The sequence below is a fragment of the Agarivorans sp. Alg241-V36 genome, assembly GCF_900537085.1.
In the GTDB taxonomy this organism is placed as follows: Bacteria; Pseudomonadota; Gammaproteobacteria; order Enterobacterales; family Celerinatantimonadaceae; genus Agarivorans.
Map to the genome: position 1 here is coordinate 630,082 of NZ_UNRE01000001.1, position 15,434 is coordinate 645,515.

Annotated in this window: 14 protein-coding genes and 7 tRNA genes; 7 read left to right on the forward strand and 14 right to left on the reverse strand. The window is 45.6% G+C overall.

Going from position 1 to position 15,434, the window contains the following annotated elements; genetic code table 11:
• Nucleotides 1-34: 34 nt before the first annotated feature.
• Nucleotides 35-1,462: a tRNA (N6-isopentenyl adenosine(37)-C2)-methylthiotransferase MiaB gene (gene miaB / locus G6R11_RS02995; RefSeq protein WP_163131890.1), complete on the reverse strand. Its 1,428-nt coding sequence runs from the start codon at nucleotides 1,460-1,462 to the stop codon at nucleotides 35-37.
• A 218-nt stretch (nucleotides 1,463-1,680) separates the two neighbouring features.
• On the opposite strand from miaB, the gene G6R11_RS03000 reads away from it, so the two are divergent.
• The gene (locus tag G6R11_RS03000) at nucleotides 1,681-2,838 is read left to right on the forward strand and encodes an FAD-dependent monooxygenase (protein ID WP_163131337.1); all 1,158 of its coding nucleotides are present in this window, start codon (nucleotides 1,681-1,683) and stop codon (nucleotides 2,836-2,838) included.
• Between the two features lie 111 nt (nucleotides 2,839-2,949).
• Here the strand turns inward: G6R11_RS03000 and G6R11_RS03005 are convergent.
• The 13 genes from G6R11_RS03005 to lolB all read right to left on the reverse strand — a co-directional run bounded on the left by G6R11_RS03005 (nucleotide 2,950) and on the right by lolB (nucleotide 9,299).
• Nucleotides 2,950-3,024 (reverse strand) — tRNA-Gln (locus G6R11_RS03005).
• Between the two features lie 38 nt (nucleotides 3,025-3,062).
• Nucleotides 3,063-3,147, reverse strand: a tRNA-Leu gene (locus G6R11_RS03010).
• 21 nt (nucleotides 3,148-3,168) lie between these two features.
• Nucleotides 3,169-3,245, reverse strand: a tRNA-Met gene (locus G6R11_RS03015).
• A gap of 143 nt (nucleotides 3,246-3,388) precedes the next feature.
• A tRNA-Gln gene (locus G6R11_RS03020) sits at nucleotides 3,389-3,463 on the reverse strand.
• 124 nt (nucleotides 3,464-3,587) lie between these two features.
• Nucleotides 3,588-3,662: transfer RNA gene (locus tag G6R11_RS03025), tRNA-Gln, on the reverse strand.
• 37 nt (nucleotides 3,663-3,699) lie between these two features.
• Nucleotides 3,700-3,784: transfer RNA gene (locus G6R11_RS03030), tRNA-Leu, on the reverse strand.
• 35 nt (nucleotides 3,785-3,819) lie between these two features.
• Nucleotides 3,820-3,896 (reverse strand) — tRNA-Met (locus tag G6R11_RS03035).
• Between the two features lie 398 nt (nucleotides 3,897-4,294).
• Complete coding sequence (gene ychF / locus G6R11_RS03040) at nucleotides 4,295-5,386, reverse strand: redox-regulated ATPase YchF (RefSeq protein WP_163131339.1); 1,092 nt, start codon at nucleotides 5,384-5,386, stop codon at nucleotides 4,295-4,297.
• 25 nt (nucleotides 5,387-5,411) lie between these two features.
• Nucleotides 5,412-6,002, reverse strand: a complete 591-nt coding sequence (gene pth / locus G6R11_RS03045) for an aminoacyl-tRNA hydrolase (protein WP_163131341.1) — start codon at nucleotides 6,000-6,002, stop codon at nucleotides 5,412-5,414.
• A complete protein-coding gene (locus G6R11_RS03050; protein WP_163131343.1) occupies nucleotides 6,002-6,631 on the reverse strand; it encodes a 50S ribosomal protein L25/general stress protein Ctc in 630 nt (209 codons plus the stop codon). Before G6R11_RS03050 ends, pth begins: the two co-directional genes overlap by 1 nt.
• 205 nt (nucleotides 6,632-6,836) lie before the next feature.
• Nucleotides 6,837-7,778 (reverse strand): ribose-phosphate pyrophosphokinase, encoded by a 942-nt coding sequence (locus G6R11_RS03055; protein WP_016402182.1) that lies wholly within the window; start codon nucleotides 7,776-7,778, stop codon nucleotides 6,837-6,839.
• Nucleotides 7,779-7,846: 68 nt separating this feature from the next.
• Nucleotides 7,847-8,725 (reverse strand): 4-(cytidine 5'-diphospho)-2-C-methyl-D-erythritol kinase, encoded by an 879-nt coding sequence (ispE, locus tag G6R11_RS03060; protein WP_163131345.1) that lies wholly within the window; start codon nucleotides 8,723-8,725, stop codon nucleotides 7,847-7,849.
• A complete protein-coding gene (gene lolB, locus G6R11_RS03065; protein ID WP_163131346.1) occupies nucleotides 8,718-9,299 on the reverse strand; it encodes a lipoprotein insertase outer membrane protein LolB in 582 nt (193 codons plus the stop codon). The genes ispE and lolB overlap by 8 nt, the downstream gene beginning before the upstream one ends.
• Before the next feature lie 204 nt (nucleotides 9,300-9,503).
• On the opposite strand from lolB, the gene hemA reads away from it, so the two are divergent.
• The 6 genes from hemA to nlpI all read left to right on the forward strand — a co-directional run bounded on the left by hemA (nucleotide 9,504) and on the right by nlpI (nucleotide 15,433).
• Nucleotides 9,504-10,754 carry a glutamyl-tRNA reductase gene (gene hemA, locus G6R11_RS03070; RefSeq protein WP_163131348.1) on the forward strand — a complete coding sequence of 417 codons (1,251 nt, stop codon included), beginning with the start codon at nucleotides 9,504-9,506 and terminating at the stop codon, nucleotides 10,752-10,754.
• Between the two features lie 67 nt (nucleotides 10,755-10,821).
• Nucleotides 10,822-11,913 carry a peptide chain release factor 1 gene (gene prfA, locus G6R11_RS03075; RefSeq protein ID WP_163131350.1) on the forward strand — a complete coding sequence of 364 codons (1,092 nt, stop codon included), beginning with the start codon at nucleotides 10,822-10,824 and terminating at the stop codon, nucleotides 11,911-11,913.
• Nucleotide 11,914: 1 nt separating this feature from the next.
• Entirely contained in the window at nucleotides 11,915-12,754 is an 840-nt protein-coding gene (gene prmC, locus G6R11_RS03080; protein ID WP_163131352.1) for a peptide chain release factor N(5)-glutamine methyltransferase, read from the forward strand.
• A gap of 53 nt (nucleotides 12,755-12,807) precedes the next feature.
• Nucleotides 12,808-13,572 (forward strand): SirB1 family protein, encoded by a 765-nt coding sequence (locus G6R11_RS03085; RefSeq protein ID WP_163131354.1) that lies wholly within the window; start codon nucleotides 12,808-12,810, stop codon nucleotides 13,570-13,572.
• Nucleotides 13,573-13,582: 10 nt separating this feature from the next.
• The gene (kdsA, locus tag G6R11_RS03090; protein ID WP_163131356.1) at nucleotides 13,583-14,440 is read left to right on the forward strand and encodes a 3-deoxy-8-phosphooctulonate synthase; all 858 of its coding nucleotides are present in this window, start codon (nucleotides 13,583-13,585) and stop codon (nucleotides 14,438-14,440) included.
• A 123-nt stretch (nucleotides 14,441-14,563) separates the two neighbouring features.
• Nucleotides 14,564-15,433 carry a lipoprotein NlpI gene (gene nlpI / locus G6R11_RS03095; protein ID WP_163131358.1) on the forward strand — a complete coding sequence of 290 codons (870 nt, stop codon included), beginning with the start codon at nucleotides 14,564-14,566 and terminating at the stop codon, nucleotides 15,431-15,433.
• The last annotated feature ends 1 nt before the right edge of the window (nucleotide 15,434 follow it).

Below are 15,434 nucleotides of genomic sequence, written 5' to 3' on the forward strand. Positions count from 1 at the left end.
GCCAGCCTCAACTCCTTAAAGGCTATCTCGGCGACTAAGGCGTAAAGCTCGCCACACCTAGGTGGTCAGCTTGCCCATCGGTTTTGTCGATAATAGTGGCAGGGGCGACGTCATTACGCAACTCCATTTGTTGTTCGGTTCTGAGCAACTCACCACGTAGCGAGTGGGCGAACACATCAACAATTTTCACATCAACGAATTGACCTATTACGTCATGGCTGCCTTCAAAGTTCACAACGCGGTTATTTTCGGTACGGCCACGCAGTTCCATTGGGTTTTTCTTAGATGGGCCTTCAACCAAAATACGCTGCTCGGTATCTAGCATGCGACGGCTTACTTGCATCGCTTGCTGGTTGATTCGCTCTTGCAGTATGTATAAGCGTTGTTTCTTCTCTTCTTCGCTTACATCGTCTGGCAAGTCTGCTGCTGGAGTGCCTGGGCGAGCGCTATAAACAAAGCTAAAGCTCATATCAAAGTTAACTTGTTCAATAAGCTTCATAGTATCGGCGAAGTCGTCTTGAGTTTCACCGGGGTAGCCAACAATAAAGTCAGAGCTGATTTCGATGTCTGGGCGCGCTTTACGTAGTTTACGAATAATAGATTTGTATTCGATAGCAGTGTGGCCGCGCTTCATTAAGTTTAGAATGCGGTCGGCACCACTTTGTACTGGCAGGTGCAAGAAGCTCACTAGCTCTGGGGTATCGGCGTACACATCAACGATGTCGTCGGTAAATTCGATAGGGTGGCTAGTAGTGAAGCGAATCCGGTCGATACCGTTAATGCTAGCAACGTAACGTAGAAGCTCGGCAAACGTACAAATGTTGTCGTCGTGAGTTAAGCCACGGTAGGCGTTTACGTTTTGCCCAAGTAGGTTTACTTCACGTACGCCTTGGTCGGCCAGTGAGGCAATTTCGTAGAGCACGTCGTCTAATGGACGGCTAACTTCTTCACCACGGGTATAAGGCACAACGCAGAAGGTACAGTATTTACTACAGCCTTCCATGATAGAAACAAAAGCAGTAGCACCTTCGGCACGTGGTTCTGGCAAGCGGTCGAACTTTTCGATTTCTGGAAAGCTTACGTCTACTACCGATTTCTCGCCGCCTTTCACCTGCTTAATCATTTCTGGCAAGCGGTGCAGAGTTTGCGGACCAAATACAATATCTACGTAAGGCGCGCGTTCGCGAATCGCTTTACCTTCTTGTGAAGCAACACAGCCGCCAACACCAATCACTAAGTTGGGCTTTTTGTTTTTGAGTGTTTTCCAGCGACCTAACTGGTGGAATACCTTCTCTTGCGCTTTTTCGCGAATTGAACAGGTATTAAGTAGCAGTACGTCGGCATCGTCAGCTTCTTCAGTAAGCTGAAAACCATGGGTCGCATCGAGTAGGTCGGCCATTTTCGAGGAATCGTACTCGTTCATTTGGCAGCCCCAAGTTTTGATATGCAGCTTATTTCCCATCGTTTTACTCATTATTACATCGTTAAAAAAGGACGCGTATTTTACTGGTTTAAAGCTAGCCTGACTAGTAACAATCACAGTGTTTGTTAGAAAAAAGGCTAAAAAGTGTTCGCGCATATTTCCAGGCGCTTTGGGGCTCAGTTTCTTGCGCCATTATTCGCATCCATTTAGGGCTTCAGGTTACACTGCAGAAAATAGCGAGAACAAATTGAAAGAACATGGAAAAATTTGATGTGGTGGTAGTTGGCGGCGGCATGATTGGTGCAGCCAGCGCACAAGGTTTTGCCCAGCAAGGGCTATCGGTATTACTGTTAGAGTCATTTGAGCCAAAAGCCTTTGAGCCAAGCCAAGCTATCGACCTTCGGGTAAGTGCCATCAGCCAAGCCAGTGTAAACTTGCTTAAGCAGTTAGACGCTTGGCCAGCGATTAGTGCAATGCGCCTTTGTCCATACAAGCAGTTGCAGGTATGGGAAGATCCCCAAGACAAACTGATTTTTGATAGTGCTCAACTCAACTTGCCTGAGTTAGGCTTTATGTTAGAAAACCGCATTATTCAATTGGGCTTATGGCAAGCAAATGAGCAGGCCGGAGTAAGCCGCAAAATAGTTCAAAGGTCGCAGTTAGTTAGCAATAACCAACAAGGTGTAGAACTGCTGGTTGATGATGTTTCGGTAAGCGCAAGACTAATGGTTGTTGCCGATGGCGCTAACTCTAAAATGCGTGAGCAATTAGGTTTAGGCATTAGCGCCTGGGATTATCGTCACGACTGTTTTGCCATCAACGTTAAATTAGATGCTCCCCAGCAAACTGCTACTTGGCAGCAGTTTTACCCCACAGGACCAAGGGCATTATTGCCACTCGCTAATCAACATGCGGCGCTAATTTGGTATGACGCTAAAGCCACTATTCAAGAGCTCAAGCAGCTTAGCACGGCGCAGTTAAAACAGCGTATTGAAGGCGAGTTTCCTCGTTTACCTGGCGAGATAGAAATACTCGATTCTGCTAGTTTTCCCTTAACCCGACGCCATGTTGGCCGCTACGTAAAACACAGCGCCGTGGTGATTGGCGATGCAGCCCATACCATTAATCCGCTTGCAGGGCAGGGGGTAAACCTTGGTTACCGCGACGTGAGGTGCTTATTAGAGCAAATAGAGCGCTATGGTATTGTCGATAAAGAAAAGGCATTACGTCGCTTTGAGGTGCGCCGCAAGCCCGACAATCACCTAATGCAAAGTGGTATGGATTTGTTTTATCTAATGTTCTCAAACAGCTTACCGCCGCTACAAGCTATTCGTAAGCTAGCCATCAAAAGCGTACAACAAGCAGGCCCAGTAAAAGACTGGGCGCTTAAATATGCGCTAGGTGATTTACACTAGCCAAAGCATCTAAGAGATCTTAATTAGAAGCCTGCGTTAAGCAGGTTTTTTTGTAGGAAAGTTTAATGAACAGATAGAAAAAAGGCCTGCTAAAAAGCAGGCCTTTTAAGGTGGCAGGGATAGCTGGATTTGAACCAACGAATGGCGGCATCAAAAGCCGCTGCCTTACCGCTTGGCGATATCCCTACAAAACTCTTTGAACTGGATTCTTCATTAGAGAAGAATGGTGCGGAAGGAGAGACTTGAACTCTCACACCTTGCGATACTAGAACCTAAATCTAGCGCGTCTACCAATTCCGCCACTTCCGCACGAAATACTTCTAAAACTAATGGTGGCTATGGCGGGACTTGAACCTGCGACCCCAGCATTATGAGTGCTGTGCTCTAACCAGCTGAGCTACATAGCCATCTGCAATTTCACAATGTGAATTTACAAATTTATCGGCAGGGCAAGCAAATTCTAGTCAACAACATAGACCTTACTGTCTTACCTGGGCACATTGCCCTATTCAGTTACTGCATTCTCAGGTAAACCTGAGCACAATAAAAGTGGCAGGGATAGCTGGATTTGAACCAACGAATGGCGGCATCAAAAGCCGCTGCCTTACCGCTTGGCGATATCCCTGCAGAAACTTTTCGAAACAAACATCGCTGATGTTTCGACTGTCTTAACCCTTAGGTTTAGACTGCAACTAAGAATCATAGTTCTTGTTGCTTAACTCAAGTTATAAAACTCAAGCCTTTGAATGTGGCAGGGATAGCTGGATTTGAACCAACGAATGGCGGCATCAAAAGCCGCTGCCTTACCGCTTGGCGATATCCCTACAGGGTCTTACTATTGGTTTCTTCTTAAAAGAAGAATGGTGCGGAAGGAGAGACTTGAACTCTCACACCTTGCGATACTAGAACCTAAATCTAGCGCGTCTACCAATTCCGCCACTTCCGCAAATATCTTATTGTAACTTTAGCAGTATACAATAATGGTGGCTATGGCGGGACTTGAACCTGCGACCCCAGCATTATGAGTGCTGTGCTCTAACCAGCTGAGCTACATAGCCTTGTTTTCTACGCTTTGCGTTGAGAACGGGGCGTATTATGCTGATGAGACCCAACAGCGTCAACCGTTTTTTTGCCAAAAAACCGCAAAAAAGTTTGTTTGCGCAGTTTGTGTACGCGATGTACTTAGTTTGCTCATTTCTGCTGTTTGCTTTGTGCGCAATTAACTATTGCTTGCTCACTTAGGCTTAGAAGGTTTTAGTGAGCTTGCTGCAAATCTAGCCGCAAAACCTAATGACTTGGCTTGAAGAACGTTCAGTAGAGGGATTGGCAAACTAGCTTATTAGAGGTTAAAGATGGTTACGCTGTGGATACAGTAACAATCGGGTGTGTCGTTTAGCTAAGTAATCAATACAAAAAAGCCAACACGAGGTTGGCTTTTTGAGAGCAGGGTATTGGCCTATACGTTAAATAAGAAGTGAATCACATCACCATCTTTTACTACGTAGGTTTTACCTTCTTGACGCCATTTACCTGCAACCTTAGCACCAGATTCACCCTGGTGTTCGATGTAGTCATCATAGCCAACCACTTCGGCGCGAATATAGCCTTTTTCAAAGTCGGTATGAATTTTACCTGCAGCCTGTGGGCCAGTAGCGCCAACGGGTACTGTCCAGGCGCGTACTTCTTTTACACCCGCGGTAAAGTAGGTTTGCAAGTCCAGTAGCTCGTAGCCAGCGCGAATCACACGGTTTAGACCAGGCTCTTCTAGGCCCATTTCTTCCATAAACTCGGCTTTTTCTTCAGAGTCTAGCTCGGCAATTTCGCCTTCAATTTCGGCACACACTGCTACTACCACTGCGTTTTCGCTTTCGGCAATCTCTTTTACTTTATCTAAGTAAGGATTGTTTTCAAAGCCGTCGTCATTAACGTTTGCAATGTACATGGTAGGCTTAGCGGTTAAGAAGTTCATGTAAGCAATCGCTGCTTTTTCTTCTTTGCTTAGCTCTAAGCTACGCAGCATAAGATCAGCTTCTAGGTGAGCTTGAACTTTAACTAATATTTCGGCTTCAAACTTAGCGTCTTTGTCGCCACCTTTAGCTTTTTTAGCAACGCGAATCTGGGCTTTTTCACAGGTATCTAAATCAGATAAAGCCAGCTCGGTATTAATAGTGTCAATGTCGTCGGCCGGGTCAACCTTGCCTGATACATGCACAATGTTGTCGTTTTCGAAACAGCGAACCACATGGCCAATCGCATCGGTTTCACGGATGTTAGCCAAGAACTTGTTACCTAAACCTTCGCCTTTAGAGGCGCCGGCAACTAGACCTGCGATATCCACAAATTCCATAGTGGTTGGAAGAATGCGTTGCGGATTAACAATGGCAGCTAGGGCGTCTAAGCGCTCATCAGGAACCGGTACTACGCCGGTGTTTGGCTCAATAGTACAAAATGGAAAGTTAGCAGCTTCGATGCCGGCTTGAGTCAGAGCGTTAAAAAGGGTCGACTTGCCTACGTTTGGCAAACCAACGATGCCACATTTAAATCCCATAATAATACCTATTTGTGTAAGGGGCTTAGCCCGCTTTATAACTATGTAATCGATTCATTGCTTTGCTTAAACCATCTTTAAGCAATATATCGGTACTGCGTACCGCTTCATCAATTGCATCATCAATCAGTAGTTGTTCGCTTTTAGGTGCTTTACCTAGTACGAAACCAGAAACTCGGTCTTTGTGACCGGGATGTCCAATACCTATCCGTAAACGATGAAAATCTTTGCTGTTGCCAAATTTACTGATGATATCGCGCAGGCCGTTGTGACCACCATGTCCGCCACCTTTTTTAAAGCGTGCTACGCCAGGGGGGAGATCAAGTTCGTCGTGAGCAACCATAATTTGCTCAAGCTCTATGCGATAAAATTTAGCCAATGAAGCTACTGACTTGCCGCTAAGATTCATAAACGTTGTGGGGATTAACAAACGAAGTTCTTGCCCAGCCAATTGAATACGGCCGGTTAATCCGAAGTGTTTGCTATCTGGCTTTAGTTGGACGTGATGATTGTTGGCTAGTTGAGTGACTAACCATGCGCCAGCATTGTGGCGAGTTGAAGCATATTCGGGGCCTGGATTACCCAGGCCCACGAGTAAACGAATATCGTTTATCACTATTCTTCAGTAGCTGCTTCTTCTGAATCAGATTCAGGAGCTTCTTCAGACACGGCTTTAGGAGTAGTAATAGATACTACAGCTTGGTCGTGGTTTTCGCCTTTCGCTAATTCAACAGAAGTAACGTTAGCAGGTAGAGTGATGTCAGAAATGTGTAGTGAGCTACCTAGTTCTAGGTTAGCTACGTCCACTTCGATGTACTCAGGTAGATCTTTAGCTAGACAGCTAACTTCGATCTCAGTTGCCAAGTGGTGTACTTTACCGCCATTCTTAACTGCTTCAGCTGACTCTTCGTTTAGGAAGTGTAGTGGAACTGCTTTGTGGATAGCTTTAGTATTATCAACACGTTGGAAATCGATGTGTTGAACACGTGGCTTGTATGCATGACGCTGCATGTCTTTTACTAATACGTCTACTGCTTCACCAGCAACACTTAAAGTAATGATGCTTGAGTAAAACGCTTCAGCTTCTTGAGCTTTCATCACGTGACGTTGCTCAAGAGTGATTGATACAGGTTGTTGACCAGCACCGTAAACGATAGCAGGAACTTTCTCTTCGTGACGTAGGCGGCGGCTCGCACCTTTCCCTAGGTCTGTACGCAGTTCAGCGTCAAGTTTAATGTTAGACATTGTGTTTCTCCAAATAATAAAATGAGGCTAAAGTTTCGCGACCAAACTCTAACCAGTACCTCGTTGAATTTGCGAAAAAGTGAGTAACACTTGGTCACTTCAATTCAAAAGGCGCGGCATTCTACCATTGACGTTTTTGAAAGCCAATAAAAAAGCGCGGTAATTCACATTACCGCGCTTTTGAAAACTGCTTGCTTAATGTTGCTTAGAACATTGCAGAGATAGATTCTTCGTTGCTTACGCGACGAATGGCTTCTGCTAGCATTGGCGCAAGTGACAATTGACGCACTTTCTCAACGTTACGCATTTCTTCAGTTAGCGGAATAGAGTCAGTGATAATCACTTCATCTAAGGCTGACTCTGTAATGTTGTTTGCAGCATTACCAGAAAATACTGGGTGAGTCGCGTAAGCAAATACGCGCTTAGCGCCTTTCGCTTTAAGCGCTGCAGCGGCTTGACACAAAGTGCCACCGGTATCAATCATGTCATCAACCATGATGCAATCACGGCCGTCAACATCACCAATGATGTTCATCACTTGAGCAACGTTTGCGCGAGGACGACGTTTGTCGATAATCGCTAAGTCGCTGTCGTTGAGCATTTTGGCCACTGCACGAGCACGTACCACACCGCCAATGTCTGGAGACACAACTACCGGAGACTCTAGGTTCTTATCTAGCATGTCCTGTAGTAATACCGGGCTACCAAAAGCGTTATCAACAGGTACGTCGAAGAAGCCTTGAATTTGCTCAGCATGAAGGTCAACAGTTAGTACGCGGTCAACACCTACACTCGATAGGAAATCAGCCACTACTTTAGCGGTAATTGGCACACGCGCACTGCGTGGACGACGGTCTTGACGAGCGTAACCAAAGTAAGGGATTACTGCAGTAATACGACCCGCAGAGGCACGACGTAGAGCATCAACAATTACGATTAGCTCCATCACGTTGTCGTTAGTTGGAGCGCAAGTGGATTGGACAACAAAAATGTCTCCACCACGAACGTTTTCATTGATTTGTACACTAATCTCGCCATCACTGAATCTACCTACTGAAATATCACCAAGGGTGGTATAGAGGCGGTCAGCAATACGCTGGGCAAGTTCGGGCGTGGCGTTACCGGCGAAGAGTTTCATGTCTGGCACGATGGAAACCTCAGATTTATCGGGTCAAAAGAGCGTTACGTTTTTTAAGTTTGTAAGAATGAAATTTCTTAAAAACCTGCTGTGTTTATGAGTGTTTTTTCGTTAGCCAACTGCCGATGAAGCGGCGATTGGTTACAGGCTTTACACACAAAACCAGAAATGTTTTTAGGGCGTTTATTCAGCACTGACAAGGCTTCACGCTCTGTATCGAAGGCGGCAAAAACACATGAACCTGTTCCTGTCATCCTCGACGGCGCGTATTCTAACAACCAGCCCAGAGCTTGTGCAACCTCCGGATAAACTTTAGCCACAATTTCTTGGCAATCATTTTGCCAATTTTCTACTAATAGTTGCTGCCAGGTTCGCTTGGGCGTGTTTCTTGGCAGTTCTGGGTGGCCAAATACACTTTGGGTAGATACGTGTACCTCGGGGTGTAAAACCAGATACCAAGGCTCATCAATTTCTACCGCTTGAACTTGCTCACCCACGCCCTCGGCAAACGCGCTATGGCCATGAATAAAAATAGGCACATCGGCGCCAAGTTGCAAACCCAGTGAGGCTAATTCTTGCTCGCTTAAATGGCATTGCCATAGGTGATTTAATACCAGCAATGCAGTGGCGGCATTTGATGAGCCCCCGCCAATACCGCCGCCCATGGGTAAGTGTTTATCCAGCTTAATAGCTGCGCCTTGCTGAATTGCACAATGCTGCTGCAATAGGCGCGCGGCTTTTACGATTAAATTGTCTTCAGCGGGGAAATCTAATTGGCTATCTAAGCTAATGTTGTTGTCGTTGGTAACAGTGAAATAAAGCTGGTCACAACAATCAATAAATTGAAATAAGGTTTGTAAGTCGTGGTAACCGTTAGCGCGTTGGCCAGTAATATAAAGAAACAGGTTTAATTTGGCGGGAGAGTGCCAAGGGCCGCTAATCGTTTGCTTAGTCATTAATTTGCCACTTGTGGATATTTAGTTTTAGAAGGTTATCGGCCGAGCGAAGTGTTAGCTGGCGGGGCAGGGTATGTTGGTTATATTGCCCATAGTTTAAGTAATCAATCTGCCATTGCTCTGCGGTGGTAAAGCTCGCTAAGCGGTTTTGGGCATTTAACTGGTAGTCATTTTGAGTGGGCATGCCCAGCAGCCAAGCCGGCAATTGCTCAACGGGGACTTGCCATCCCGTTAAACGGTATACCAACAACTGTGCGTCACTGCCTTGGTATTCTTCATCCTTAGTTTTTACCCAGACTTTGCCAGGTTGGTAGTGCAATTCTATGCCTTGCATTCCTAACGGCCCATTAATACGTAGGATGCTTTTATCATTATTTTGCTGCCAAAATAGGTTGGCAGCTTGTCGTTGCTGATCACTAATAAAGGCAATTTTGCCACTCAGTTGCCAGTTATTTAATTGCTGAAGTTGGTTTAAATGCTGGCCCCACTCACTGTTTTGGGTAGTAATGGGAGGCGGTGAAGTACAGGCACTAAGGCTAAGTACAAAAATGAATAGAGCAGCTAGATGGCGCACAGCAATTCCGATTGTTTTTTTGCAGTATAAAAGTTCAAGGTAGCGGCTGTAAATTGCTTAAAAGCAAAGATGTGTTGCTTAAAGCGATCAATTTTAGCTAATCAGGCGTGGCTTAAGGTCTTAGTTTCTTTTATTTGGCCCTATATTCCCGTACAATTTGCTTTTTTACCCCATTAGGAAAAGGCGCCACAAAGCCCCACTACGATGACTCTGCAAGTCTTAGGAATCAATCACAAATCGGCTCCCGTTGGCCTGCGTGAAAAAGTCGCGTTTAGTCCAGAACAGGTTAACCAAGCTTTAAGCCATGCTAGTACTCAGCTTGGTGTGGAGATGGTGATCGTATCTACCTGTAATCGAACCGAGCTTTATTGCAACTTAGGTGATGTAAGTTGTGAAGAAGTAGTGCAGTGGTTAATTAACTATAAAGGCTTAAATCAGCAAGAAGTATTGCCTTGCCTTTACCAGTATCAGCAAGTTCAAGCGGTGGCTCACCTAATGCGGGTGGCCAGTGGTTTAGATTCACTGATATTGGGTGAACCACAAATACTAGGCCAAATTAAACAGGCTTATACCGAATCGAAAGAAGCTGGCTCTGTGGGCAGTGTGCTCGAACGTTTCTTTCAGCGTGCTTTTTCGGTAGCGAAACAAGTGCGCACCGACACTGACATTGGGGTAAATGCGGTGTCGGTGGCTTTTGCCGCGGTGAGTTTAGCCAAGCAAATTTTTGATGACTTAGGCCAATCTAAGGTTTTGTTAGTGGGTGCTGGTGAAACTATTGAGCTGGTTGCCAAACATTTGGTTGACCAAGGCGTTAGTAAGCTTATGGTGGCTAACCGCACGGTGTCGCGGGCTAAAACCTTGGCCGACCGTTTTGGCGCCGAGGTAATAACACTTAACGAAATACCTAATCACTTAGCTGAATCAGACATTGTGATTAGCTCTACCGCTAGCCCTTTGCCTATTATCGGTAAAGGTATGGTAGAAACAGCATTAAAAAAACGCCGCTTTCAACCAATGTTTTTGGTGGATATAGCGGTACCAAGAGATATTGAAGAACAAGTAGGTGAGCTGCGCGATGCTTACCTTTACACGGTGGATGATTTGCAAGGCATTGTTGAGCAGAATATTGCATCTCGCCGTGAAGCAGCCGAACAAGCTGAGTTTATTGTAGAAACGCAAAGTGAAGACTTTATGGGCTGGTTGCGCTCGTTAGAGTCGGTTACCACCATTCGAGATTATCGTAGCCATAGCGAACGTGTTCGTGATGCCGCGGTAGAGAAGGCGCTTGAGTCTTTGGCAAATGGCAAAGATCCCGCCACGGTGATCCGTGAAACCGCGTTTCAGTTAACCAACAAACTTATTCACGCTCCTACTGAAGCCATCAATAAAGCAGGCCGCGATGGCCGCCTTGAAGAGCTTGCAGTAATACGAGAGGCCATTGGCCTAAGAAAATAACCCGATTGAGGTCGATGCTTCGTTGCTAGCAATAGCCAACGAAGTATTGTGTTTAAAGAGAGAAAGCATGAAAGCGTCAATTTTATCCAAACTTGAAACCTTGCAAGAGCGTTATCAAGAAGTTCAAGTATTGCTTGGTGAGCCAGATATTATTTCTGACCAAGACAAGTTTCGCGGATTAACTAAGGAATACTCTCAGCTAGAGGAAGTGGTTAACTGTTTTACAGCCTACCAACAGGCGCAAGAGAACATCGACTCAGCAAAAGAAATGCTGCAAGACGACGATCCTGAAATGCGCGAAATGGCTGAGATGGAAATTGATGAAGCCAAGCAAAGCATCGAAACGCTCTCAGAAGAATTACAGTTGCTGTTATTACCTCGTGACCCGAATGATTCACGCAGTGTATTTTTAGAAATTCGCGCGGGTGCAGGTGGTGACGAAGCCGCTATTTTTGCTGGTAACCTATTTAGAATGTATAGCAAGTTCTCAGAAAGCCAAGGCTGGCGCATGACCATTATGTCGTGCAACGAGAGTGAGCAAGGCGGTTACAAAGAGCTGATTGCCAAAATTGATGGCGAAGATGTATACCGTTTGATGAAGTTTGAGTCAGGTGGTCACCGCGTGCAGCGTGTACCAGAAACTGAGTCGCAAGGGCGCATTCATACCTCGGCTTGTACCGTGGTTATCATGCCGGAAATTCCAGAAGCTGAGCAAATTGAAATTAACCCAGGTGATTTACGAGTTGATACTTTCCGCGCCTCTGGTGCCGGTGGTCAGCACGTAAACAAAACCGATTCAGCGATTCGTATTACTCACATTCCAAGTGGTGTGGTGGTGGAATGTCAGGAAGAGCGTTCTCAGCATAAAAACCGTGCTAAAGCGATGTCGGTATTGTCATCTCGTTTACAAGCAGCAGAAGATGAGAAACGCCGCGCCGAAGAAACCGGTATGCGCCGTGAACTAGTAGCCAGTGGTGACCGTAGTGAGCGTATTCGTACCTACAACTACCCACAAGGGCGAGTGAGCGACCATCGTATCAACCTAACGTTGTATCGTTTGAACGAGATACTTGAGGGCGAATTATTAGCCTTGCTTGACCCAATCTTACAAGAGTTCCAAGCCGACCAATTAGCTGCGTTAGCTGAAGGTGAAGGCTAAGTTGCCGTCAATTGTTGAGGCTCAAAACTGGGCCAAGCAGCAACTTGCAGGAGGCGAATCACCAAAGGTTGATGCCAAGGTGATTTTGCAACATCTATTGCAATGCAACCAAACGTATTTGCTTACTTGGCCTGAAAAGACCTTAAGCGACGAGCAATGGTCACGTTATCAAGAGCTTATCGCTAAACGCGTAGCGGGTGAGCCGGTGGCTTATATTGTCGGCGAGCGCGAGTTTTGGTCCTTATCTCTAAAAGTATCACCAGCAACTTTGATCCCGCGCCCAGATACTGAAGTTTTAGTTGAGCAAGCACTAAAGAAAGTGCTTAACCAGGCCGATACCCATATAGTTGACCTAGGAACTGGCACCGGCGCTATTGCGCTGGCCTTGGCAAGTGAGCTGCCCAAGGCAAAAGTGTTTGCCAGTGATTTACGTGAAGACGCTGTTAATTTGGCTCAACAGAATGCGCATAATCTCAACTTGTCTCAGGTACAGGTTAAGCAAGGGTCTTGGTTCGAACCATTTGCAGAGCAACAGTTTGATTTGGTGGTAAGTAATCCACCCTATATTGACCCAGAAGATCCGCACTTGTCACAAGGCGATGTGCGTTTTGAACCCAGCTCAGCATTAACTGCTGAGCAACAGGGCTTAGCCGATATCGAACATATTGTGAGTTGTGCGCCAAGCTATTTAAAAGCCGGTGGCTGGTTATTGTTAGAGCACGGCTTTGACCAAAGAGAAGCCGTTCAAGGGCTACTGATTGCCAATGGTTTTGCAGAGGTATTTACCGAGCTAGATTATGGCGGTATGGACCGGGTAACAGGCGGTCGTATAAAAGAATAAATCAATGCACGTGGGTGTATTGTTAGTACAAGATTGTAAAGGATAAAGCTTGAGTGATTTTTCGAATTTTAGGTATTGAAGAAGAAATCTCTGGGCAGTCGATGGTGTTGGTGCGTAAAACCCTGCATCGACTATGGCTAGATTGGCTCAAACTTAACCCTCTAGAAGAGAAGGTTGAGCTACGTTTCGAACAGCTTAAAAAACTGTTCTACACAGACCTTGGCTTTAGCAGTGATTGGCAAGCTTACTATCACAGTAAAAACTTATTGATTGGTGATTCGTTGAGCCGACGTTGTGGCAATGCAATCAGTTTAGCGATGTTGTTGCATTACTTTGCGCGCAAGCTAGATATTGAATGCCACGCCGTCGAATTCCCCGCACAAACCATACTCGCGTTTAAAATGTCGCAGCGATTTGTTTATTTTGATGCCTTCAATGGGGAAGAGCGCAGCTTAGCTCAATTAGAAGTAATCCATCGCGGACACAAAGGTAACTTAGCCCGTTTATCTCAAGATGACTTAGAGCCGATTTCTTCAGCCCAAATGACCGAACGTTGGTTGTCTGAGCTTAAGAGCGCGTGCTTACGCGAAGATGATTTTGAAATCGCGTTGCGGGTTTCTCAAGTATTACTACGCTTAAAGCCAGGAGACCCGCATGAAATGCGCGACCGTGGCTTTATTTATCAACAGTTAGATTGCAATAATGTAGCAATCAATGACTTTGAGTATTTTATAGAACAGTGTCCCGATGACCCCTTATCGAAGATACTAAAGGTGCAGATCCACTCGATGGACTCGCAACCAGCAATTTTGCATTAAGAGGAATAGCATGCAGCAAAAAATCGTTAATATCGGGAATATTAAAGTGGCTAACGATGCGCCATTTACCTTGTTCGCTGGTATGAATGTTTTGGAATCTCGAGACTTGGCAATGCGCATTGCCGAGCACTTTGTAGAAGTGACCAACAAGCTAGGCATTCCCTACGTATTTAAAGCGTCTTTTGATAAAGCTAACCGCTCTTCTATTCACTCTTATCGCGGTCCTGGCATGGAGCAAGGCCTGCGTTTGTTAGAAGAAATAAAGCAGCAGTTTTCTATTCCAGTGATTACCGATGTTCACGAAGTAGCTCAAGCTGCGCCTGTAGCTGAAGTGGCTGACGTTATTCAGCTACCGGCATTTTTGGCGCGCCAAACCGATTTAGTGGAAGCCATGGCTAAAACGGGCGCGGTAATTAACGTTAAAAAACCTCAGTTTTTGAGTCCTTCTCAAATGGGCAACATCGTTGATAAGTTTGCCGAGTGCGGCAACGAGAAAATCATCCTATGTGAACGCGGCAGCAATTTTGGTTACGACAACTTAGTGGTAGATACCCTAGGTTTTGGCACCATGAAAAAAGTCAGCAAGGGTTCGCCGGTTATTTTTGATGTAACCCATGCTCTGCAGTGTCGAGATCCACTAGGCGCTGCTTCTGGTGGTCGCCGCGAACAAGTTGGCGAGTTAGCAAAAGCAGGTATGGCAACCGGCCTTGCGGGCTTGTTTTTAGAAGCCCACCCAGATCCAGACAACGCTCAGTGTGATGGCCCAAGCGCTTTGCCATTATCTAAGTTAGAACCATTTTTAACTCAGGTAAAAGCGTTGGATGATTTGGTTAAGTCCTTTGCTGAACTAGATACCCAATCAAAATAAGAAATTTATCGATAATGCCAAGTTTAGGTTTCCCTAAGCTTGCACTCTTGTTAGGGTAAATAACAACAATGGGTCGCAGTTATCGTTAACTTCAGCCCTAGCTAGATGAAAAATGGAAGTGATATGTTAATAAAAGCCTTGCGCACAGGGTGCATGTTAGTAACGTTTGGTTACCTTAGCGCTTGTGCTAGCACTTCAAGTCAAGCACCGCAAACAGTGGTGTTGGCTAAACCTCTGCAAGTTAATTATCAATCGGAAGTTGCATTAGCGCGTCTTGGGCAAATGCTTAACTCGGGTGAGTATAACCAAGAGCAAATGGCACAACTGTATTACGAACGCGGCATTGTGTTTGATAGAGTTGGCTTGCGTGCTTTGGCCCGTTTTGACTTTAATCGTGCTATTCAGTTAAAGCCTGACTTTGTTGAAGCCTACAACTTCTTAGGCGTGTATTTCACCTTAGCCGAAGAGTTCGATAGCGCTTTTGAAGCTTTTGATTCAGCGGTTGAACTTGCCCCCGATTACAGCTTTGCTTACTTCTACCGTGGTATAGCGCTTAATTACGCCAATAAGCCACAGCTTGCGGTTGCCGATGTTGAGCACTATGCAGACCAAGCACCTAACGATCCTTACCGAGTATTGTGGCGCTACCTTATTCAGCTAGAAGCGGGCGAGCCTGAAGCTCAGAATGAGTTGGTTGAAGCCTTGAAAGACTACCGCAATGAAGATTGGGGTTGGCAAATCGTGCGTTTATACGCGGGTGAGATTGATCAGCAAACCTTCCTAGGTACCACTATGGATGTGCAAGGTGACAATCGCGCTTTGGCCGAGCGATTATGTGAAGCTTATTTCTATATGGCGAAATTAGCGCAACGTGCTGGAGACCCACAATTGGCCAGCAGTTACTTTAAGCTTTCTTTGGCTAACAACGTATACGACTTTGTTGAACATCGCTTAGCCTTGTTTGAACTAAATCGTTACGAGAGCCAAATTTAAC

Excerpts from the sequence above, each read along its gene's own strand:
- miaB (WP_163131890.1), bottom strand. The coding sequence starts at position 1,462 with ATGGGAAATAAGCTGCATATCAAAACTTGGGGCTGCCAAATGAACGAG.
- G6R11_RS03000 (WP_163131337.1), top strand. The coding sequence starts at position 1,681 with ATGGAAAAATTTGATGTGGTGGTAGTTGGCGGCGGCATGATTGGTGCA.
- ychF (WP_163131339.1), bottom strand. The coding sequence starts at position 5,386 with ATGGGATTTAAATGTGGCATCGTTGGTTTGCCAAACGTAGGCAAGTCG.
- G6R11_RS03050 (WP_163131343.1), bottom strand. The coding sequence starts at position 6,631 with ATGTCTAACATTAAACTTGACGCTGAACTGCGTACAGACCTAGGGAAA.
- ispE (WP_163131345.1), bottom strand. The coding sequence starts at position 8,725 with ATGACTAAGCAAACGATTAGCGGCCCTTGGCACTCTCCCGCCAAATTA.
- hemA (WP_163131348.1), top strand. The coding sequence starts at position 9,504 with ATGACTCTGCAAGTCTTAGGAATCAATCACAAATCGGCTCCCGTTGGC.
- prfA (WP_163131350.1), top strand. The coding sequence starts at position 10,822 with ATGAAAGCGTCAATTTTATCCAAACTTGAAACCTTGCAAGAGCGTTAT.
- kdsA (WP_163131356.1), top strand. The coding sequence starts at position 13,583 with ATGCAGCAAAAAATCGTTAATATCGGGAATATTAAAGTGGCTAACGAT.
- nlpI (WP_163131358.1), top strand. The coding sequence starts at position 14,564 with ATGTTAATAAAAGCCTTGCGCACAGGGTGCATGTTAGTAACGTTTGGT.